This is a genomic window from Saccharothrix sp. AJ9571, assembly GCF_021725495.1.
GTDB lineage: Bacteria > Actinomycetota > Actinomycetes > Mycobacteriales > Pseudonocardiaceae > Amycolatopsis > Amycolatopsis magusensis.
On the sequence record NZ_CP091382.1, the window covers coordinates 6,380,683 to 6,402,107 of the forward strand.

A 21,425-nucleotide genomic window follows, 5' to 3' on the forward strand; every position below is an offset into this window, starting at 1 on the left:
CCGAAGGAGAATCCGATGAACGCGATGAACCGCCGCCGGTTCCTCACCGGCACCCTCGCCACCGTGGCCGTGCCCGGGGTGCTCGGCGCCTGCAGCAGCGGGGGTGGTGGCCCGGCGACGCAGCAGACCGTGGCCGACACGCAGTTGCCCGCCTACGTGCCCTACACCGGTGTCACGCCGGACCTGCCCGGCAACGAGCAGGGGCTGTTGAACGGTTTCCTCCGGTACCCCGATCCGCCGGTGCGGGCGTTCTCCGCGCCGCCCGGTGACGGCTCGCCGGTGTCGGCCTTCGTGCTGACGAGTTCACCGGTGCCCCCGACGGTGGACCAGAACCCTTACTGGCAGGAACTGAACAAGCGCCTCAACGCCGACCTGCGGCTGACCATCGTGCCGAACTCGGACATGCCGACGAAGTTCGCCACCCTGGTCGCGGGCGACGACTTGCCCGACTTCGTGGTACCGGCGCTGTACACCCCGAACGGCCTGCCCGCCGGGGTGGCGAACCTGCCGGCGTGGCTGGCGGGCAAGTGCCAGGACCTGACCCCGTACCTCGGCGGGGACGCGGTGAAGCAGTACCCGTTCCTGGCGAACCTGCCGACCGCGGCGTGGAAGGACTGCCGGTACAACGGCGGCATCTACGGCCTGCCGGTGGCGCGCGGCATCGCGGGCAGCCTGATGTTCCGCCGCGACGACCTCTTCGCGCAGTTCGGGGCGAATCCCCAGCCGGCGACCTTCGAGGAATTCCGGTCGGTGTGCCAGCAGGTCTCGGACGCGCGGGCGGGGCGGTGGGCCCTCGCGGGCGCGCCGCTGGACTTCATCTCGCAGATGCTCGGCCTGCCGTTCCGGTGGAAGGACGAGGGCGGGAAGCTGAAGAGCAAGTTCGAATACGAGGAGTACAAGCAGGCGCTCGCGGATTCGGCGCGGATGGTCGCGGACGGCGTGGTGCACCCGGACAGCACGACGAACAACGCCCCGTTCAAGAAGTGGTTCAACGCGGGCAGCGCGCTGCTCCACACGGACCGGTACACGGCATGGCCGCAGTACTACGCGGAGAACGTGGCGGGCCCGGGGTTCAAGATCGGGGGCATGCGCCCGCCCTTGTACAACGGCGGTGGGTTCGCCGGCACCTGGCAGGCGCAGGCGACGAACAACTTCACCGTGCTGAAGAAGGCCGACGAGGGCCGGATCCGGCAGCTGCTGAAGATCGCGGACTGGCTGGCCGCCCCGTTCGGCACGGAGGAGTACCTGTTCCGGAAGTACGGCACCGCCGGTGTCCACTACACGATGCAGGATGGTGGGCCGCGGCCTTCGCAAGCGGGCGTTTCGCAGACGGTACTCGGCATTCGGTACATAGTGGACTCGCCGGACGTGATCTTTGTGCCGGGCAACGCGGAGGCCACGAAAGCTTGTTACGACTACCAGGCTTCGGTGGTGTCTTCGTCGGTGGCGGATCCCACGTTGAGTTTGTTCTCGGATACCTGGTCGCGTAAGCAGGGGCAGCTGGGGACGATGATCAATGATGCGCAGAACGATATTTTGTCGGGGCGGAAGCCGGTGTCCGCTTGGGATGAGGTCGTGAAGCAGTGGCGGTCGGCTGGCGGGGATCAGGTCCGGACGGAGTTCGAGGCGGCTTTGGCTGGGCAGTGATGGTTGGTGTTTCCACCCCGGTTTTTTAGTGTGACTACGGCGGGGATAACGATGTCAAGGCGGGAAAGATGCCTTGACATCGTTATCCCCGCCGTGTTTTTGGCTTTGGACCGGGGATGGGGAGGGATGGGTGGGAGTGCTGGGCACGTCGAGCATCCGGGTATTGTTCAACGATCTATTTTTGCGGGGTTCTCTCTGTGGGGTGTTTTTGGGCGCCCGGCCGCCGGTTGGGTGCCCGGGAGGGGGGCGGATGTCCGGGTATGGGGTGTCACGAATGTGGCTTTGGGGGCGGAATCCGCTCCGAAAGCCACATTCGTGACATGAGGGAGAGCGTGGGCTACCAGGTGTGGGAGGTGGCCCGGGTGGTCAGGCGGGAGCGGGACCACGAGCCGTTGCCGATGAGGAGGCGGTAGCGCAGGTGCAGGGTGTCGCCGGGGGCTAAGTGGAGGGGGTCGTAGAAGGCGAGTGACGGGTTCACCACGGCATAGGGGGAGTTGCGTACGAACCAGTGGACTTCCGGGTGGTCGGGCGCCGGGGTGAAGAGGAGGGTGGAGGTGTGGTCCACCTCGTCGTGGGTGCCGATGTAGGCCAGCCACGAGGCCTTGCGGCCCATGAGTTCCGGGCCTGACTGGTCATCCGAGGCCAGTACCTCGCCGTGTTCGAAGGAGCGGGGGCCTCGCCAGAAGAAGCCGCAGTAGCCCGCGAGTTCTCGGCCGTGCACGGTGGGGCTGCCGAACTCCAGGGGCGTGTCGCGGACGTTGCGCAGGTCCGAGGTGAAGTCCAGGGTCCACGCATCGGGCTCGGCGGTGAACACCATGGTGCGGCGCTCCTCGATCCACTTCTGCCCGCCGGAGGTGAGCCAGTCGATCTCCTCGACCACCCCGTCCGGCGCCAGTTCCACGAAATTGCGGTGCACCTGCGAGCCGACGTTCGGCAGTACCTCGTACCCGCGATCACGGACGTAGGTCACCCCGCCCCAGAAGTTCTGGTCGTCCAGGTGGGACGCCGTCATCGCCAGGCCCTTGTGCCACCGGTGGTCGTGCGGCCGGTTTCCGGTGACCACGTCGCCGTCGAGTGTCCTCAGCGGGTGGAAGCTCGGGCTCGGGCATTCGAACGCGTCGATGTCCGGCCGGTAGGTGTACCGCAGGAGTTCGACATCGCCCTCCGACACGGTGAACACACCGTCGCCCTCGGCCAGTTTCACAGTTTCACGCCCCCGTTCATGCGGTGGTAGAACACATCGCCGGGCTGGAGTTGGGCACGGGTGACCGGCGCGCCGGTGAACGCCGACCGGTACAGCGCCGTGATCAGTTCGAGCGCCTCGCGGCCTTCGGCGCCCGAGAGCGGCGGACGTTCGCCGCGTTCCATCGCGTCCAGGACGAACGGCAGCTGCGCCGAATGCGAGCTGCCGACATCCTCCAGGACCTCCGACCACGACGAGATCAGCGCCTCGTCGGTCACGTGTGGCGCGGGTGTGTACCGCCAGTCGGTGTTGTGGTGTCCGTACAGGTGCGTCACTTCGACCGTCGCGTCGGTCAGGTCCACCCGGAGGTAGCTCTCCTCGCGCGGCGACAGCACGCTGTTCACGATCGACGCCATGGCCCCGCCGGCGAAGCGCACGATCGCCATCGACACGTCCTCGGTCTCCATCGTGCGGTCGAGCCTGCCCGCCATCGCGCGGACCTCGGTCCACTCGCCGAGCAGCGCGAGCAGCAGGTCGATCTGGTGGATGCCGTGCCCCATCGTCGGCCCGCCGCCCTCGGTGGACCACTTGCCGCGCCAGGGAACGTCGAAATAGGACTGGTCGCGGAACCAGGTGGTGTGGCAGACCGCGACCAGCGGCCTGCCGAGCGCGCCGCTGCCGATGAGCCGGCGAGCGTGTCGCGCGCCCGAGCCGAAGCGGTGCTGGAAAACCACGCTCGCGTACGGTCCGCCCTCGCCCTCGGCGGCGGAAATCCGGTCGTATTCGGCCAGCGACAACGCGGGCGGCTTCTCCAGCAGCACCCACGAACCCGCTTCGAGGCAGGCGACCGCGATGTCCGCGTGCGTGGCCGGTGGCGTGCACACCTGCACCAGATCCGGCTTTTCCGTGCGCAGCATGGACTTCAGCGACTGGTAGGCGACCGCGATGCCGGTCTTCTTCTGGAACACCGCCAGGCGCGCGGGATCGGTGTCCACCGCGGTGACCAGCTTCGCCCGCTCGCCGACAGCGCGGATGGCCGGTACGTGCGCTGCTTCGGCGATGCCGCCGGTGCCGACCACGGCCACCCGGAACGTCCGCATCGAGCCCTCTTTCCGATAGTTTCGAAGCGGTGCGCTGACAATTCGACCCTAGGGTGGCGCATGCAGGTCGTCAAGCCGCGTGTGAGCGCGGCATACCGCTGTCGAAACATTTTCGAAAGTCATTGTTGTCCCGTTGTCCGCGGCCGCATCATGAAAGCGACCACTGGAGGTGGACGTGCGAAGGAAAGCGATACTTCTCGGCGTTCTCACGATGCTCGCCGCCCTGCTGGCGCCGGTCGCGCAGGCCGCTTCGCTGACCGAGGTGACCGGTTTCGGCGCCAATCCGAGCGGCCTGAGAATGCACCTGTACGTGCCGGGCAAAGTGACGCAGAAACCGGCGGTGCTCCTCGCCGCGCATTACTGCACCGGCTCCGGGCCTGCCTTCCATTCGGGCACGGAATTCGCCCGCTTGGCCGATCAGCACGGGTTCATCGTTATCTACCCGTCGGCCACGCGCAGCGGCAACTGCTTCGACGTGTCGTCCCCGCAGGCGCTCAAGCACGGCGGGGGCAGCGATCCGGTGGGCATCGTGTCGATGGTGAAGTACGTGCAGCAGCACCACAACGGGGACCCGAACCGCGTCTACGCCACCGGTTCGTCCTCCGGCGCGATGCTGACCAACGTGCTGCTCGGCGCCTACCCCGACGTGTTCAAGGGCGGGGCCGCCTTCGCGGGGGTGCCGTTCGGCTGCTTCGCCACCACCGACGGTTCCGGCTGGAACAGCACCTGCGCCAACGGCAACCTGCTGAAGAGCCCGCAACAGTGGGGAGACCTGGTGCGCGCGGCGTACCCGGGCTACAACGGACCACGGCCGCGCATGCAGTTGTGGCACGGCACGGCCGACACCACGCTGCGGTACCCGAACTTCGGCGAAGAGATCGACCAGTGGACCAACGTGCACGGGCTGTCCACCACGCCGACGAGCACCGATCACCCGAAGCCGGAGTGGACGCGCACCCGCTACGGCACGCAGGTCGAAGGGATCAGCATGGCGGGCACCGGGCACAACGCGCTGGGCGCGGGCATGGCCGCGTCCGCGCTGCAGTTCCTCGGCCTGGTGCCGTAGCGATCAGGCCGCCGGTGGTGCGGTGCTCTGCCGCACCACCAGGCTGGTCGCCAGTTCCACGCGCCGGTGTTCGGCTTCCTCGCCGCGGGCCAAAGCCAGCACCAGCCGGGTCCCCGCGACAGCCATTTCCTGCAGCGGCTGGCGGATGGTGGTCAGCGGCGGGCCGACCCAGCCCGCCACCGGCAGGTCGTCGAAGCCGATCACGCTGATGTCATCGGGGATCCGCAGCCCGGCCGCGCGCGCCGCCTCGTAGACGCCGAACGCCTGGAGGTCGCTGCCGGCGAACACGGCGGTCGGCCGGTCGGGCACCTTGAGCAGTTCGGTGAGCTGCGCGCGCCCGGCTTCGACGTGGAAGTCGCCGTAGCGCACCAAAGCCGGGTCGACCGGCAGGCCGGCGGTCTCCAGCGCGGCCCGGTAGCCGTCCACCCGCGCGCGGCTGCACAGCACGCGTTCCGGGCCGCCGATCACCGCGATCCGCCGGTGGCCGAGTTCGAGCAGGTGCCGGGTGGCGATCAGGCCGCCGTTCCAGTTCGTGGCGCCGATCGAGTAGGTGCGCTCGCCCGGCTCGCCGACCGGGTCGACCACCACCACCGGGATGTTGCGCGATTCCAGCTTCGCCAGCTGGTCGGCGCTGAGGTCGGAGAACACCGACACCACGCCGATCGGCCGCCGGGCCAAGACCTTCTCCAGCCAGCCGCGGCCGGGCGTCAGCCTGCCCTGGGACTCCGAAAGCACCACGGCGAGGTCGTGCTCGCTGGCCACCTGCTCGACCCCGCGCATGATCTCCAGCGCCCAAATGCTCTCGAGCTCGTGGAACATCAGCTCCAGCAGGTTGGACCGGCGGGCCCGCTCGTCGCTGCGCCGCTGGTAGCCGTAGCGGCGGATCAGCTCCTCGACCCGTTCCCTGGTCGACGCGGCCACGTCGGTGCGCCCGTTGACCACCTTCGAAACTGTCGGGATGGAAACCCCGGCCTCGACCGCGATCTGCGCGATGGTGACCTTGCCCTGGACGGGCTCGTTCGCCGGCTTCCGCTCGGATTCCACTGGCATGGCGGGCAGTCTACGCGCTTTTCCGGATATCGATAGTTTCGGCTGTTAATCCGAAATAATCTGGACAGGTGGTCGGTGACCTTCTAACATCGGACCTGCCGCCACCGTTCGCATCCCAGAAGAGGAGCAACGGCTGTGAGTGTGCACTCCCGATTCCGCCGATGGGGCACGGTACTGGCGGTCAGCGCCGGGCTGGTGGCCTGGCAGGCCGCCCCGGCCTCGGCGGCGCCCCCGTTGAAGGACATCACCGGCAAGTACGTCGGCAGCGCGGTGCCTGCCTCGGCACTGGCGAACGAAGCCGACTTCCGCACCACGCTCACCCGCGAGTTCGACAGCGTGACGCCGGAGAACGAGATGAAGTGGGCGAGCCTCGAACCCAACCGGGGCCAGTACAACTGGTCCGGCGCGGACGCGATCGTGAACTACGCCCAGCAGAACGGGAAGACCGTCCGCGGGCACACCCTGGTGTGGCACAACCAGTACCCCGGCTGGTTGAACAACCTGTCCGCCGCCGACCTGCGGACCTCGGTGCAGAACCACATCACCACGGTGATGACCCGGTACAAGGGCAAGATCCGCGCCTGGGACGTGGTGAACGAGGTGTTCAACGAGGACGGCACCCGCCGTGACTCGATCTTCCAGCAGAAGCTCGGCGCGAACTACATCGCCGACGCCTTCCGCTGGGCCAAGCAGGTCGATCCGGGCGCCAAGCTGTACATCAACGACTACAACGTCGAATGGCAGGGCGCGAAGAGCAACGCGATGTACGACCTGGTGAAATCGCTGCGCCAGCAGGGAGTCCCGGTGGAGGGCGCCGGCTTCCAGACGCACCTGTCCACCCAGTACGGCTTCCCCGGCGGGTTCCAGGCGAACCTGCAGCGCTTCGCCGACCTCGGCGTGGACGTGGCGATCACCGAGGCCGACGTCCGGGTCCAGCTGCCCGCGGACTCGGCGAAACTGGCCAAGCAGGCGGACTACTTCGACCAGGCCTGGGACGGCTGCCAGGCGGTGACGCGCTGCGTGGAGTTCACCACCTGGGGCTTCACCGACCGGCACTCGTGGGTCCCCGGCACGTTCCCCGGTGAAGGCGCCGCCTGCCTCTTCGACAGCAACCTCAACCCGAAACCCGCCTACACCCGGATCAACCCGTAGCCCCGCCCCACGGACACGAATGTGGCTTTGGGAGCCGAATCGCCCCCCAAAGCCACATTCACCTCACGTGATCTCGGGGGACAGGACGCGGTCGAAGCCGACGAAGCGGCGCGGGCCGGTGAGCACCGGGGCCAGGGTGGTGCGGATGTCGGTGCTCGACGCGCCGATCCGCAGTTCCACCTCACCCGGGTCCACCTGCCGGTGCCCGGCGCGGCCGGTGTAGCAGGTGAGGTCCGCGTGCAGCCCGATCCGCACGGTCCGTGCCTCGCCCGGTGCCAGGTCCACTCGCGCCGCCGCGATCAGGCGCTGCACCGGCAGCACGCATTCGGCCACCGGGTCGTGCAGGTAGACCTGCACCACCTCGCTGCTCGCGCGGTCGGAATCGTTGCGCAGCGGCACCGAAAGCTCGAACACGCCGTCGGTGGTCCATCCCCCGTCCCCGGTGACCTCGCCCCAGGTGAGCGGGGCGTAGGAAAGGCCGTGCCCGAACGGGAACAACGCGGTCGGGTCGACCGTGCTGACCTCGCTGCGGGTGGCCAGCGGGGCGGCCAGGTAGGTGGCGGGCTGGTTCACCCCGGCCGCCGGGAAGCTGACCGGCAGCCGCCCGGACGGGTTCACCCGCCCGCTGAGCACGTTCGCCAGCGCCACGCCGCCCTCCTCGCCGGGGAAGAAGCCGCAGACGATGGCCGCGAGCCGGTCGGCCTGGCGGGAAAGCTCGTACGGACGGCCGCTCAGCAGCACCAGCACCACCGGCGTGCCGGTGTCCAGCACGGCTTCGAGCAGTTCCTCCTGACGGCCCGGCAGCCGCAGGTCCGTCGCGTCGCAGCCTTCACCGGAGGTGCCGCCGCCGAACAACCCGGCCCGATCGCCCAGCACGACCACGGCGAGCTCGGCGTCGGCGGCCACCTGGACGGCGTCGGCGATTCCGGCGTCCTCGCCGCCTTCCACCGGGCAGCCCAGCGCGTGGGTCACGTCGTGATCGGCGCCGAGCGCGTCCAGCACGGTGCGCACTTCGATGCCCAGCGGCACGTCGGGGTGGTGCACGCCGACGTGCATCGGGAACGAGTAGCAGCCGAACATCGCGCCGGGGTCATCCGCCCGCGGGCCGATCACCGCGAGCCGCTTGCCGGGCGCCAGCGGGAGCACGTCTTCGTTGCGCAGCAACACGATCGACCGCTCAGCGAGCTCACGTGCCACCGTGCGCGACTCGTCGTCGTCGAGGTCGGCGTGCCCGTCGGAGAGCACCTCCGGGTCCGGCGACCAGGACGGGTCGAGCAGTCCGAGTTCGCACTTCTGCCGCAGCACCCGCTCGAGTGCGCGGTCCACCAGCGCGAGGTCGGCCTCACCGGATTCCAGTGCCATCAGCAGGGGCGCGCCGAAGCAGTCGACCGTCGGCAGTTCGACGTCGATCCCGGCGGTCAGCGCCTGCGCGGCGGCCTCGGCCCTGGTGCCGGCCACCCCGTGCAGCGTGCGCAGGAACGAGACCGAGAAGTAGTCGGCGACCACGGTGCCGTCGAAGCCGTAGACCTCGCGCAGCCGGGTGGTCAGCAGTTCCGGGTCGGCCGCGGCGGGCACGCCGTCGTTGTCGGTGTAGGCGTTCATCACCGAACGCGCGCCCGCTCGCAACGCCATTTCGAACGGCGGCAGCAGCACGTCGGCCAGTTCCCGCGCGCCGATCGACACCGGCGCCAGGTTGCGTCCCGCCTTCGACGCCGAATACCCGGCGAAGTGCTTCAGCGTGGCCACCACGCCCGCCGATTCGAGCCCGCGCACGTAGGCCGAGCCGATCGTGCCGACCAGGTGCGGGTCCTCGGCGATGGTCTCCTCGATCCGCCCCCACCGCAGATCGCGGGCCACGTCCAGGACCGGTGCCATGCCCTGGTGCACGCCGAGGCGCCGCATCGACCGTCCGATGTGGACGCCCATCCGCTCGACCAGCGCCGGGTCGAAGCTCGCGCCCCAGCACAGCGGCGACGGGTACACCGTGGCCCGCCAGGCGGCCAGTCCGGTCAGGCACTCCTCGTGCACCTGCGCCGGGATGCCGAACCGGCTGGCGGCCATCACCTCGCGCTGGGTGCGGGCCAGCCCGCGCGCGCCGATCAGCGGCTCCACCGGCCGGGTGCCGAACACGCGGGTCAGCTGGCCGATGCCGGAGCCGACGAGCCGATCCCAGTCACCCGGTTCGATGGCGAAATCGTGCTGGTGCGGCGCCATCTCCCCGGCCGCGTCGATACCCACCCAGACCCCGAAGAGCTGGGCGAGCTTCTCGCGCGTGTTCATCCGGGCCATCAGATCGGCGACCCGGTCGGCGGGTGCCGCGGCGGGATCACGCCAAAGTTCGATGCTCGCGGGATCGAGGGTCACGACTGCTCCACCTGTCGGGTCGACTGGCGCACGACGAGCCGGGTGTCCAGCGTGACGTGCGTGGGTTCGGGTTGCTCACCGTTGATCAGCGGGATGAGGAGCTGGATGGCGCGCCGGCCCATCTCGCGGATGGGCTGCTCGACCGTGGTCAGCGGCGGCACGCACAGCACCGACTCCGGGATGTTGTCGAAGCCGACCACGGACAGGTCCTCCGGCACGCGCAGGCCCAGCTCGTTCGCCGTCTGGACGGTGGCGATGGCCGACAGGTCGTTCGCGGCGAAGACCGCGGTCGGCCGGTCGGGGGAGTCCAGCAGCAGGCGCGCCGAAGCCGCGGAGACCTCCGGGTCGTAGGCGCCCACCTGCACCAGGTTTTCGTCCACCGGCACGCCGGCCGCGGCGAGCGCCCGCCGGTACCCGGTCTCGCGCAGGTGCGCGGACTGCAGGTCGGGACGGCCCTTGAGCAGGGCGATCCGGCGGTGCCCGAGGCCGAGCAGGTGCTCCACGGCCAGTTGCGCGCCGCTCAGGTTGTCCGAATCGATGGTCGGCAGCTCGGCGGAACCGGTGTGCGGATCGACCGCGACCACCGGCGTGCCCTCACGGGGTTCGAGCGAGGCGGCCGGGGTGACCAGCAGTGCGCCGTCGACCAGGGTGCCGCTCAACCGCGACAGGTACCGCCGCTCCCAGCCCGCCTGGTCGTCGGTGCGCCCGCCCGCCGAATAGACGACGAGTTCGAAGCCGGAACCGCGGATCGCGTCGGCCGCACCCTTGAGCAATTCGGTGCTGAACGGTTCGAGATCGGCCACCAGGATGCCGATGACGTTGGTCCGGTGGTTGCGCAGGCTCTGGGCGACGAGGCTGGCCTCGTACCCCAGTTCCTCGATCACCGAGCGCACGCGCGCGGAGGTGGTGGCGGCGACGCCGTAACGCTGGTTGAGCACTTTGGAAACGGTTGCCACGGAGACGCCGGCGCGTTCGGCGACGTCCCTGATGGTCACACGGGAGCTTGGCTGCACCGGCTCATGCTAGCTCTGTAAAACGTTATCGACAACGATTGACACGGGCTCGACCAGGGCGCAAACTCTCTAGCCAACCTGGGCTTGCCAAGCCCGGTCCAGCTCGGCCGAAGTCGTCAGGAGTGGACCATCATGCGCCGAATCCGGAACGTTTGCGCTTTTCTCCTCACCGCGGTCACCGCGGTTTCGCTCACCGCCTGTAGTGGCGGCGGGGACAGTGCGAGCGAGAACGCGGACGGACCCGTCACCTTCACCTGGTGGCACAACAGCACCACCGACACGCGGAAAGCGGTGTGGGAGCAGATCGCCGCCGATTACCAGGCCGCGAACCCCGGGGTGAGCTTCAAGATCGAACCGGTGCAGAACGAGCAGTTCCAGACCAAGATCCCGCTCGCGCTGCAGTCGGACAGCCCGCCGGACATCTACCAGCAGTGGGGCGGTGGCCAGGGCGCCGGGCAGTTGCCCTCGGGCAAGGTCGCCGACATCACCGAGCAGACCAAGCCGTGGATCGGCACGCTCGGCCCGGTCGCCGAAGACTGGAAGTCCGACGGCAAGCAGTACGGCGTGCCCTACGCCGCGCACACGGTCGGCTTCTGGTACCGCAAGGACATCTTCGCCAACGCGGGGATCACCGCTCCACCGGCCACCATGGACGAACTGAACGCCGCGGTGACCAAGCTCAAGGCCGCCGGGGTGGCACCGATCGCGGTCGGTGGCAAGGACCGCTGGCCGGACGCCTTCTACTGGGGCTACCTCGCCGCGCGGCACTGCTCGCCGGAGCAGTTGAAAAAGGCCGTGGAGACCGTGCGGATGGAGGACCCGTGCTGGGTCCGGGCCGGTCAGGACCTCAAGGCCTTCCTCGACACCCAGCCGTTCCAGACCGGTTTCGTCGGCACGCCCGCCCAGCAGGGCGCGGGCAGTTCGGCGGGCATGGTGGCCAACGGCCAGGCCGCGATGGAACTGCAGGGCGACTGGACCCCGGACACGATGGCCTCGCTCACCTCGGACAAGGACCTGAACTCGAAACTCGGCTGGTTCCCGTTCCCCACGGTCACCGGTGGTGCCGGCGCGCCGGGCGCGGTGCTCGCCGGCGGTGACGGCTTCTCGTGCACCAACCGCACGGCCGCGGCCTGCGCTAAGTTCCTCGAGTACCTGGTCAGCACCCCGGTGCAGGAGAAACTCGCCGCCGTGGGCGCCGGCCTGCCGGTGAACCCGGCCGCGGCCCCGGCGCTGACCAGCGAGTCGCTCAAGACGGTGTTCGACCACACCCAGCGGGCCCCGTTCCGGCAGACCTACTTCGACATCGCGCTGCCGACCGCGGTGGGCCAGGCCCTCAACGACGCGATCGCGAACTTCTTCGCCGGGCAGGGCACGCCGGAGACGATCGTGGAGGCCGTGAACCAGGCGGCGGCGGGCAACAAGTGAGTGCTGTTCCTTCCGGGCTCCGCCGCAAGCTCGAACTGAGCCTGTTCCTGGGCCCGGCCCTGCTGCTGTTCATCGGCTTCGTGCTGGTGCCCATGGGGCTGGCGGTGTACTACAGCCTGTACAACTGGACGGGGTTCGGTTCGCTCGGTGACTTCACCGGCTTCAAGAACTACCTCGACGCGCTGTCCGGCTCGGTGTTCCAGAACGCGGTATGGCACAACGTGGTCATCGCCGTGCTGTCGCTGGTCGTGCAGCTTCCCCTGAGCATCGCGCTGGCGCTGCTGCTCAACCGGAAGCTGCGCGGCCGGGCGTTCCTGCGGGTGATCGTCTTCGCGCCGTACGTGCTCTCGGAGGCGATCACCGCGGTGATCTGGCTGCTCATCCTGCAGCCCGGCGGGTTCGCCGACCAGGTGCTCGGCGCCGCCGGGCTGGGCGGGCTGGTGCGGCAGTGGCTGGCCGACCCGGACCTGGTGCTGTTCACCCTGTTCGTGGTGATCACCTGGAAGTACATCGGGTTCGGCATCATCCTGCTGCTGGCCGGGCTGCAGGGCATCCCGGCGGAGGTGCGGGAGGCCGCCGCGCTGGATGGCGCGTCGGCCTGGCAGACCACGCGGCACGTGGTCCTGCCGCTGCTCGGGCCGACCATGCGGATCTGGATCTTCCTGTCGGTGATCGGCTCGCTGCAGTTGTTCGACCTGGTGTGGATCATGACGCTGGGCGGGCCTGCCAACGCCTCCACCACGATGGCGACCTACCTGATCGACCACGGGTTCAAGCGGTACGAGTTCGGGTTCGGCAGCGCGGTCGCGGTGATCCTGTTCATCATCTGCTTCACCTTCGCCCTGCTGTACCAGCGATTCGCGCTGCGGCGCGACACCCGAGGGGCGGTGGGCTGATGAAACGGCAATCGATCGCGTACCTGGTGGCGATCGGGATCATCGGGATCACCGTGGTCCCGCTGATCTTCGTAATCCTGGGCGGGTTCCGCACCACGCAGCAGATCAACAGCGACCCGGCGGGCCTGCCCAGCCCGTGGGTGCTCGACAACTACCGGGCCATCCTGACCTCGCCGGAGTTCTGGACCTTCCTCGGCAACAGCCTCCTGATCGCGGTGGTCGCCACCACGCTGGCGGTGGCGCTGGGCTCGATGGCGGCGTTCGCGTTGTCGCGGTACAACTTCCGCGGGAGGGAGGCGTGGTACACGCTGTTCACCGTCGGGCTGCTGTTCCCGATCGGTGTCGCCACGCTGCCGCTGTACTTGTTGTTGCGGCAACTGGGAATGCTGGAAAACCCGCTGGGCGTGGCGTTGCCGGAGGCGGCTTTCTCGCTGCCGGTGACCATCGTGATCCTGCGGCCGTTCATGCGGGCGATCCCCTCGGAGATCGAGGACGCCGCGGTGCTCGACGGCGCCACGCGGATCGGGTTCTTCTGGCGGATCATGCTGCCGTTGTCGGCCCCCGCGCTGACCACGGTGGCGGTGCTGGCGTTCGTCACGAGCTGGAACGCCTACCTGCTGCCGCTGCTGGTGTTCAACGACTCCGGCAACTTCACCCTGCCGCTGGGGGTGGCCACCTTCCAGTCGCAGTACTCGCAGGACACCGCGCGGGTACTGGCGTTCACCGCGCTGTCGATGGTCCCCGCACTGGGCTTCTTCATGCTCGCGGAACGCCGCATCGTCGGCGGGCTCACAGGTTCGGTGAAGGGGTAGCGAGTGTGGACTTCGGCTGCCTGAACGTAGAACTCGGCTGCCTGAACGTGGGGTTCGGCTGCACGAACGTGGGACTCGCCCGGTGCCGCCGCTCCCGGGCGAGTCCCACCTCCAGGCAGCCGAACTCCACACTCAGGTAGCTGAACTCCGCACTCCTGCAGCCGAATTCCACACTCGGCGGGGGCGGGGTTAGTGGGTGCCGGAGAAGGTGTCCAGGAGGAGGCGGCAGCGGACGGGTTCGCCGGTGAAGCCCGCGGCCAGGCCGCGCAGCAGGTGATCGGCCGAGCGCACCACGGTCCACGAGCGAGCCAGGTCGAGGTCGAGGTCGGCGGCGACCGCCAGCCGGCGGAAGTGCCGCAGGACCGCGGTGCGCCCGCTGATCTCGTCGAGCCGCGTCCACAGCAGCGGCGCCACCTGGAACTCGAGCGGACCGGCCACCGCGCGCGGGCTGATCACCAGCCACGGTTCCCGGCTCGCCCCGAGTACCTTGCCGTAGGCCAGTTCCCGGTTGACCAGGTACGGATCGGGCAGTTCGCTCAGCTCACCCGCCAGGTGCCGGACGCGGTCGGCCAGTGAGCGGGGGAACGGCTGCCCGGCGGCGAGCCAGCGTTCGATGAGCGTGTCGCGGATGTTCGCGGCCACCGTGGAAATCCGGCGCAGGCCGTCCGGGGGCGGCACGGCCATCCGGCGCAACAGCCCACCCAGCAAGGGGATCGCGTGCTCCAGTTCGGCCGAGCGCGCGGACCAGGTGTTGTCGGCGCGTTCGAGCAGGAGTGCGTGCGACGCCGGTTCGCTGTCGAGCAGGCGGACCGCGTCCTGTCCGTCCCAGATGGACAGGGTGCTGGCTTCGCTCTCGATGTCCTCGTCCGGCCAGGAAACCTTGAGCGCCAAGGCTTCGCCGTCGCGGCGCACCGGCAGCACCATGGCGTGGTAGCCGTGCTCGGGTTCGCCGTCCGGCGTGAGCGACCACCGCGCGCACAGGCGCTCGAAGGTGCCCGGCAGTTCTTCCACCCAGTGGAGCCCGTCCGCGCCCGCGTGTCGCCAGGCTCCGAAGGCCAGCAACCGGGCGGGGACGGTGATCATCAGGTCTCGGCGTCGAGCACGGCGTCGAGCAGGCCGGGGAACCGGGCGTCGAGGTCCTCTCTTCGCAGCGAGAGCAGGTTCTCGCGGCCGTAGGGCCGCTGCCAGATCACCCCGCTGTCGCGCAGCACCCGCCAGTGCCGGGTCAGCGTCGACTTCGACATGCCGTCGATGATCTTGCCGCAGCTGCGCTCCGAGCCGTCGGCGAGCACGCGCACGATCTGCAGCCGGATCGGGTTGCCCAAGGTGGCCAGTACCTGATCAAGCCGGATCTGCTCGCGTTCGGGGTGCTGGGAGAACACGCCGCCATCCTACCCCTTGATACGACTGTTGACGTACAGACGTACAGTACGCGTTTATGCGTACTATCGATGCTGGGGAACGCGCCGGGCTCGGCTGGAGCCTGACGCTGCTCGCACTGGCGCAACTGATCTTTTCGCTGGACCTGAACATCGTCTTCGTGGCGCTGCCGGAAATCGGCGCGGACCTCGGCTTCCCGGGGCAGACGCAGCAGTGGGTGGTCAGCGCCTACGTGGTTTTCGCCGGGGGCTTCCTGCTTCTCGGCGGCCGTGCGGCGGATCTGCTCGGCCGCCGCCGGGTCTTCGTCACCGCGCTGGTGCTGTACGCGGTGTCCTCGCTGGCCGGTGGGCTGGCCACCAGTCCAGAGCTGATCGTGCTCGCCAGGGCGGTGCAGGGGATCGGCGGCGCGTTGCTGCTGCCGTCGACGTTGTCGCTGATCACCACGCTGTTCGAGGAGGGACCGCGGCGCAACCGCGCGCTGGCCGTGTGGGGTGGCGCGGGAGCCAGCGGGCTGACCGTCGGCGCCCTGCTCGGCGGCGTGCTCACCGAGGCGTTCGGCTGGCCCGCGGTGTTCCTGGTCAACGTGCCGCTGGCGGGCGCGGTGGCGCTCGCCGCGCTGGCGGTCATCCCGCGCGACGCACCGGCTTCGCGAGCCGGGCGCCGGTTCGACCTGCCCGGGGCGATCTCGGCGACGGCCGGTGCCACGCTGCTGGTGTTCGCGCTGGTGCAGGGTCCGGAGGTCGGCTGGGCGTCACCGGTGATCGTGGTGGCCGGGGTGGTCGCGGTGCTGCTGCTGGCGCTGTTCTTCCGGCTCGAAGCCGGCGGGCGTGATCCGCTGCTGCCGTTGCAGTTGCTGAAGAACCGCAGCCTGGTGGTCGCGGTGGCGGTGACGTTCCTGTTCATGGCGACCTTCGGCACGCTGCCGTACTTCCTGACCGTGTTGCTGCAGACCGTGCACGGCCTGAGCGCGCTGCAGACCGGGCTGCTGTTCCTGGTGCCGTCGGCCGCGATCGCCACCGGCACGCAGCTCGGCGAGCGGATGACGAACCGGCTCGGCGTGCGGACCACACTGCTCGCCGCGTTCGCCGTCGGTGCGGCCGGCACCGCGGTACTGGCGTGGGGTGCGGACGAGGGCTCCTCGGTGGCCGCCACCGTTCCCGGGCTGGTCGTGTCCGGGGTCGCGCAGGGCGTGGTCTGGACCGCGATGTGGATCGCCGCGGCCACCGGCGTACCGGCGGGGGAGCAGGGTGTGGCCTCGGGCCTGGCGTCGACGACGCTGAACCTCGGTAACGCGGTGGGCCTGGCCGTGCTGATCGCTGTCTCGCACGCGGGCGCGTATTCCTTGGCGGACGGTGGCGCACTGGCGATCCTGCTCGCCGCGGCGGCCCTGCTGCTCGGCCTCGCCGTCACCCTCACCCTGCCGCGCACCTACCGTTGATTGCTATGAGTGGGGCATTACTTGCAATGAACGCAAGTAATGCCCCACTCATAGCGTTCGCCGGGCCGGTCAGGCGGCTGAGCAGGTGGCGCCGTTCAGGGCGAAGGCGGCCGGGGCGGGGTTGCTCCCGGTCCATCCGCCGGTGAACCCGATCCGCACCACGCCGCCCGCGGCGAGCACCTTGTTGTAGCCCGCGTTGGTCACCACGACCGACGAGCCGGTCTGCACCGGTACGCCGTGCCACATGTTCGTGATGGTCTGCCCGCCGGTGAAGCTCCAGCCGAGCTGCCACCCGTCGATGGCACTGGTGCCGGTATTGGTCAGCGTGACCTCCGCCTGGTACCCGCCCGACCACTGGCCGGTCACCTGGTAGCCCACCGAGCACGCGCCGGCGCCCGCCGGGGCCGTGGTCACCGCGACCGTGCCGGAGCGTGCCGAGCGGTTCCCGGCGGCATCACGGGCGTACACCGCGAAGGTGTACGCCGTGCTGGGTGAAAGTCCCGTGACCGCGGCGGAATTGGTGCTCGCCGAGACCACGGAAGCCTCGGTGGTACCGCTGATCCGCACCACGTCGTACCCGGTGACCGCGGTGTTGTCGGTGGACGCCGCCCAGCTCAGGTTGACGCCGCCGGCGGTCACCCCGGCCGCCGTGGGCGTGCCCGGCGTGCTGGGTGCCTGGATGTCAACGTTGTCACCACCGAAAACGGTGGCCTCCTTCGACGTCTGCTTGATGCCGTTGGCCCCGTTGAAGATCCGCTGTCCCCACGAGGTCAGCGCCGAGGGGTTGAAGCCGGTGACCATGTCCAGGTATTCGACACCGCCGCCGTTGCCGCTCCAGGACCAGCCCAGGTAACCGAGCCGCTGCGCCTGGGTGGTGGCGAAGATGGTGTCCTCGTCGGGATTGCCGTCGGAGTGGTCGTGCCCGAACTCGCCGACCAGGATCGGCAGCCCGGCCGCGGTGAACCGGCCGAGGTAGTCGGTGATCTCCGCCGCGGTGTCGAACACGCCGTACATGTGCACCGAGAACATGGTGTTCTTCAGCGAGTCCGCGGCGAACACCGAGGCCGCGTTGTCGCGCATGGTGAAGGACCAGTCCTGGCCCCAGTTCGGCGCGTCGACCATCAGCGTGTGGGTGAGCCCGCCTGCGCGCAGTTTCTGGATGGCCGACTTCGTCGCGTCGGTCCAGCCCGCGTGCCCGGTGTTGCCCCACGGTTCGTTGCCGATGTTGACCAGGACGTACTTTTCCTGGCCGATCAACGAGTTCTTCACTTCCAGCCAGTAGTTCGCCGCGGCGTCCAGCGAAACGGCCGCGGCCTGCTCGCCGTAACCGGTGGTGTCGTGGACTTCGAGGACGCAGATCAGCCGGTTCTGCTTGCACAGCGAGACCACGTTGGCCACGTCGGCGGCGTCGTTCTTGGTCCACTGGTGGCCCGAGGACAGCACCACGCGGACGGTGTTAGCGCCCAACGCCTTGATGTTGGCGAACGAGCTGGTCTCGCCGCGGTACCACGTGTGCGCGTGGTTCACCCCGCGCATCACGAACTCGGCGCCGTTGGCCTCGTACAAGCGCCCGTTCTGCACGGAAAACCCGGTCGCGGGCGCCGCGCCGGCGGCCGGTACCACCACCGCCGCCGCCATCGCGGCCAGCAACGCACTGATCAATGCCAGTTTCTTCTTCACGTCACACCTTCCTGAACCAGTAGGTGGGGGGCAAACAACAACAACTGCAACTCCCCCGCGAGGTCGCGCCGTTCACTGGACCGAGGTGCGCCAGGTCGCTCCAGCGGCCTGGGGTACCTCGGTCCAGTGAACGGCTCAACAGCGACCTCGCCGCCTCGCCGGAGGCGAGGCCAAAGACACAGGCCCGCCACCGGCGGATGGCGGGCCTGGCCTCGCGGCCGCGAACGGCGATGTGAGCGGCCGCGTCCTCGGTTGTCCGGCTAGGGCGTCACGCCGAGCCGAACAACTGCACGTGGGTCGAGAACGCCGTGGCGATCTCGGCCTGCGCCCAGAACCGGTGGTAGGTCAGCGTCGGCGCCGGTCCGCCGTCCAGGTAGGCCTGGACCTTGGGCCATTGCGGGTCGTCGGTGTAGAACGACCGGATGGACAGGAAGTCCGCGCCGGCGCCGATCTGGTCGCCGTTGGGCATGTCCCCGGTCCAGCCCGGCGGGACGTAGACGCCTTCGCCGCTGGCCGAGTTGTACTCGTCGTCGAACCGGTTGTAGTCCGTGCGGGTCTCCGGTACGGCGATGCCGATTTCGTCGGTGTGGGCCAGCATGGCGTCGAGCAGGCCCTCGCCGACGGTCCTGGCCTGGGTGTTGCCCGATTTGGCCGCGTAGTTGAGCAGGATCTTCGCGTACGCGGCGGCCACGCCGACGTCCTGGCTGTGGTTGAGCACCTTGACGTGGAGTCCGCTGTTGCCGCCGGGGGTGGACGGGTTCCAGGTGTCGGGGTTGCCGGTCCACTCCATGTCGGACGGGATGGCGAACTGGCCGCCGGTGCCGATGGTGGTGTTCGCGATGGCCCACGGGACCCACTTGTCGAGGATCTTCTTGGCGCGCGCGTCCCCGGTCTGCTGGTAGAGCGCGGCCACTCGTTCGAGGCCCCAGGCCTGGAAGCCGAACCACCGGTTGCTCGGCGGGTCGTGCCAGACCGGCTGGTAGTCGTAGTACATGCCGTAGAAGGTCGGCAGCCCCGCCGGTGGGGTGGCGTACTGGCCTTCCCAGCTGTTCGTCGCGCCGCCGGCGATGCCGCCTTCGGACGACTGCAGCCACTGCAGGAACTCGAGTTGGCGGTCCAGGCTCTTGGCCCAGTCCTGCGCGCCGGTCGCCGACACCGGCTTCAGCGCCGGGTCGTTGGCCAGCGCGTGCGCGGCGAGGGGATTCTGGTAGCCCTGGTGGGCCGCCCCGTCCCCGATGCGCCAGGCCCAGCCCGCGGAGGTGTCGGTCGCGCCACCCCAGGCGTAGTACCAGGACATCAGGTAGTGCTCGCTGTCCTTGCCGTTGCCCGCCGGGCAGGTGGTCGGGCCGACGCAGTTGCCGACCTTCTTGAAGTACTTGTCGAACATGGCGTACCGGAGGTAGTCGCCCATCTTCGACGCCTTCTTCACCGTGGCGGCGACCTGCGAGCCCTTGCCCTGCGCGGTGGCCCACTGGTTGGCCAGGTAGGCCACCTGGACCGCGCGCGCGTCGGCGTCGGGCGCGTTGGTGTACTTCCACTGCTTGGCGTAGCTCGAGTCCTTGGTGAACAGGTCGAGGTAGCCGTTCGGGCCACCGTGCGCGAAGGTGTCGCACGAGGGCTGCGGGATGGTCTCCCACACCGATTCGCTGGAGCCGCGCTGGTAGGTGTTCATGTACGCCGGGGCGGTGGTGCCGTCCCCGCAGCGGCCGAAGCCGTAGGTGTTGTCGACGTCGATCAGCCAGTGCATGCCGTAGATGTCGTCGCTGCCGTAGGCCGCTTTCAGCTCGGCCGCGATCGGGTCGGCGCCGACCGGGACGGAGGTCTCCAGTTGTGACGGGTACTTGTCCATCCGCGGGTGTTCCGGCGCGTAGGTCGCCGGTTTCGCCGGGTTGTACTTGTCGTTCGTCGGCTGGTCGGCCTTCGCCGGGATGATGTACTTCTCCATCGAGGCCCAGGCCGCGTTGAACGGGGCCCAGTCACCCTGGAGCTGACCGTAGGCCGCTTCCAGCCACAGGTAGTAGCTGAACGCCTCGGACGTGGTCTGGTGGCCGTGGTCCGGTGCCTCCACGAGGAGGGTCTCCACCGAGTGGTAGGGCACCAGCAGCCCGCCGAAGTTGCGGAAGTAGCCGCTGTCCGCGTCCTTGATCTTGTTGTACTGCTCGAGGAACGCGGCCTGGTAGTCCGAAGCGGACGGATCCAGCTCGGTCACCTCGATCGGCGCGGCGGTCAGGCCCGGCGCGGTGAGCGAGAAGCTCGCCGTGGCGGGTGCGCCTCCGTTGGCCGCCGAGCTGATCGTCACCGGCTGGCCGGTGTTCCAGTTGGCCGTGGTGAACGACAGCGTCGCCGGGCTCGCGGTCAGGTCCGCGCTGCCCGCCGTCCTGGCCACGGTCACCGTGACCGGGCCGCTGGGCTGCACCGCGAGCTTGACGTCGACGGTGGTCGACTCGCCCTGCTTGACGTTGACCGTCGAGGGGGTGGTGACCACCGCGGGTGCGGCGAGCACCTTGACCGCGACCGGGCTGGACAGCGAGGTCGCGCCCTTGTTGTCGAACGCCTTCGCGGTCACCGAGTACTCACCGGGCGCGGCACCGGCCCAGTCGTACTGGAACGGCGCCGAGGTGTCGGTGCCGAGCAACTGCGTCCCGGCGTAGAACTCCACCTTCTGCACCGTGCCGTCGGTGTCGCTGGCCGAGGCTTCGAGCGGGATCTGGGCCGGGACGGCGTAGGAGGTGTTCGGGGCGGGCTTGGTCAGCTGCACGCCCGGTGCCTTGTTGACCCCGGTGCACGCCGTGCCGTTGATCGCGAAGTCGGCCGGTACCCGGTTCTGCGCGCTCTTGCCGGCGTTGAAGCCGACCTGCGTGGTGACGCCCGCGCCGAGCGAGGCGTTCCAGTTGGCGCCGCGCACGCTCACCGCGGCCCCGGTCTGCGTGTGGGTCCCGTTCCACAGCTGGGTGATCTGCTGGCCGTCGGCGAAGGTCCAGGTGAGATTCCAGTCGGCGATCGGGTCGGTGCCCTCGTTGCGCACGTCGACCGTGGCGCCGAACCCGGTGTTCCACTCACTGCCGACCTTGTAGGTGACCGTGCAGGCGATGTCGGCGGCCCCGGCCGCGGGCGTCAGGCCCACGGTGACCGCCGTGCCGAGCAACACCACCCCGGCCAGTGCCGGCAGCGGGCGGGCCCGCATCCGCCGGGCGGATAGTCGTGATCTCAACTTTTCCT

16 protein-coding genes are annotated in these 21,425 nt (G+C 69.2%); 7 read left to right on the forward strand and 9 right to left on the reverse strand.

Annotated features, from left to right (window positions below):
* The first annotated feature begins 15 nt into the window (after positions 1-15).
* Positions 16-1,647, forward strand: coding sequence for a type 2 periplasmic-binding domain-containing protein (locus L3Q67_RS29615; RefSeq protein ID WP_499184714.1), 1,632 nt, complete (start codon positions 16-18; stop codon positions 1,645-1,647).
* Positions 1,648-1,984: 337 nt separating this feature from the next.
* Here L3Q67_RS29615 and L3Q67_RS29620 read toward each other — a convergent pair whose 3' ends face one another.
* Both L3Q67_RS29620 and L3Q67_RS29625 read right to left on the reverse strand, forming a co-directional pair.
* Positions 1,985-2,851, reverse strand: a complete 867-nt coding sequence (locus L3Q67_RS29620; RefSeq protein ID WP_499184715.1) for a DUF6807 domain-containing protein — start codon at positions 2,849-2,851, stop codon at positions 1,985-1,987.
* Positions 2,848-3,930 carry a Gfo/Idh/MocA family protein gene (locus tag L3Q67_RS29625; RefSeq protein WP_499184716.1) on the reverse strand — a complete coding sequence of 361 codons (1,083 nt, stop codon included), beginning with the start codon at positions 3,928-3,930 and terminating at the stop codon, positions 2,848-2,850. Before L3Q67_RS29625 ends, L3Q67_RS29620 begins: the two co-directional genes overlap by 4 nt.
* A gap of 175 nt (positions 3,931-4,105) precedes the next feature.
* On the opposite strand from L3Q67_RS29625, the gene L3Q67_RS29630 reads away from it, so the two are divergent.
* A complete protein-coding gene (locus L3Q67_RS29630; protein WP_499184717.1) occupies positions 4,106-4,996 on the forward strand; it encodes an extracellular catalytic domain type 1 short-chain-length polyhydroxyalkanoate depolymerase in 891 nt (296 codons plus the stop codon).
* Positions 4,997-4,999: 3 nt separating this feature from the next.
* On the opposite strand, the gene L3Q67_RS29635 is transcribed toward L3Q67_RS29630, so the two are convergent.
* Positions 5,000-6,046 (reverse strand): LacI family DNA-binding transcriptional regulator, encoded by a 1,047-nt coding sequence (locus L3Q67_RS29635; RefSeq protein ID WP_209667751.1) that lies wholly within the window; start codon positions 6,044-6,046, stop codon positions 5,000-5,002.
* A 135-nt stretch (positions 6,047-6,181) separates the two neighbouring features.
* Between L3Q67_RS29635 and L3Q67_RS29640 the strand changes: the two genes are divergently transcribed.
* Positions 6,182-7,198, forward strand: a complete 1,017-nt coding sequence (locus L3Q67_RS29640; RefSeq protein WP_499184718.1) for a glycoside hydrolase family 10 protein — start codon at positions 6,182-6,184, stop codon at positions 7,196-7,198.
* 63 nt (positions 7,199-7,261) lie between these two features.
* On the opposite strand, the gene L3Q67_RS29645 is transcribed toward L3Q67_RS29640, so the two are convergent.
* Both L3Q67_RS29645 and L3Q67_RS29650 read right to left on the reverse strand, forming a co-directional pair.
* Entirely contained in the window at positions 7,262-9,487 is a 2,226-nt protein-coding gene (locus L3Q67_RS29645; protein WP_499191674.1) for a beta-glucosidase family protein, read from the reverse strand.
* A 71-nt stretch (positions 9,488-9,558) separates the two neighbouring features.
* The gene (locus L3Q67_RS29650) at positions 9,559-10,500 is read right to left on the reverse strand and encodes a LacI family DNA-binding transcriptional regulator (protein WP_499184719.1); all 942 of its coding nucleotides are present in this window, start codon (positions 10,498-10,500) and stop codon (positions 9,559-9,561) included.
* A 207-nt stretch (positions 10,501-10,707) separates the two neighbouring features.
* Between L3Q67_RS29650 and L3Q67_RS29655 the strand changes: the two genes are divergently transcribed.
* Genes L3Q67_RS29655 through L3Q67_RS29665 form a run of 3 tightly spaced genes read left to right on the forward strand, consistent with a single transcriptional unit; the run spans position 10,708 to position 13,708 of the window.
* Complete coding sequence (locus L3Q67_RS29655) at positions 10,708-12,000, forward strand: ABC transporter substrate-binding protein (protein WP_499184720.1); 1,293 nt, start codon at positions 10,708-10,710, stop codon at positions 11,998-12,000.
* On the forward strand, positions 11,997-12,896 hold the full coding sequence (locus tag L3Q67_RS29660) for a carbohydrate ABC transporter permease (RefSeq protein ID WP_499184721.1): 900 nt from the start codon (positions 11,997-11,999) through the stop codon (positions 12,894-12,896). The genes L3Q67_RS29655 and L3Q67_RS29660 overlap by 4 nt, the downstream gene beginning before the upstream one ends.
* Positions 12,896-13,708: a carbohydrate ABC transporter permease gene (locus L3Q67_RS29665; protein ID WP_499184722.1), complete on the forward strand. Its 813-nt coding sequence runs from the start codon at positions 12,896-12,898 to the stop codon at positions 13,706-13,708. The genes L3Q67_RS29660 and L3Q67_RS29665 overlap by 1 nt, the downstream gene beginning before the upstream one ends.
* 189 nt (positions 13,709-13,897) lie before the next feature.
* Here the strand turns inward: L3Q67_RS29665 and L3Q67_RS29670 are convergent, their stop codons facing one another.
* Both L3Q67_RS29670 and L3Q67_RS29675 read right to left on the reverse strand, forming a co-directional pair.
* Positions 13,898-14,791 (reverse strand): aminoglycoside phosphotransferase family protein, encoded by an 894-nt coding sequence (locus tag L3Q67_RS29670; protein ID WP_499184723.1) that lies wholly within the window; start codon positions 14,789-14,791, stop codon positions 13,898-13,900.
* Positions 14,791-15,090: an ArsR/SmtB family transcription factor gene (locus L3Q67_RS29675; RefSeq protein WP_423576000.1), complete on the reverse strand. Its 300-nt coding sequence runs from the start codon at positions 15,088-15,090 to the stop codon at positions 14,791-14,793. The genes L3Q67_RS29670 and L3Q67_RS29675 overlap by 1 nt, the downstream gene beginning before the upstream one ends.
* A 56-nt stretch (positions 15,091-15,146) precedes the next feature.
* Here L3Q67_RS29675 and L3Q67_RS29680 point away from each other — a divergent pair, with 56 nt between their 5' ends.
* The gene (locus L3Q67_RS29680; RefSeq protein WP_499184724.1) at positions 15,147-16,526 is read left to right on the forward strand and encodes an MFS transporter; all 1,380 of its coding nucleotides are present in this window, start codon (positions 15,147-15,149) and stop codon (positions 16,524-16,526) included.
* Between the two features lie 69 nt (positions 16,527-16,595).
* Here the strand turns inward: L3Q67_RS29680 and L3Q67_RS29685 are convergent, their stop codons facing one another.
* Positions 16,596-18,206 carry a cellulase family glycosylhydrolase gene (locus L3Q67_RS29685; protein ID WP_499184725.1) on the reverse strand — a complete coding sequence of 537 codons (1,611 nt, stop codon included), beginning with the start codon at positions 18,204-18,206 and terminating at the stop codon, positions 16,596-16,598.
* Between the two features lie 268 nt (positions 18,207-18,474).
* Positions 18,475-21,417, reverse strand: coding sequence for a glycoside hydrolase family 48 protein (locus tag L3Q67_RS29690; protein ID WP_499184726.1), 2,943 nt, complete (start codon positions 21,415-21,417; stop codon positions 18,475-18,477).
* Between the last annotated feature and the right edge of the window lie 8 nt (positions 21,418-21,425).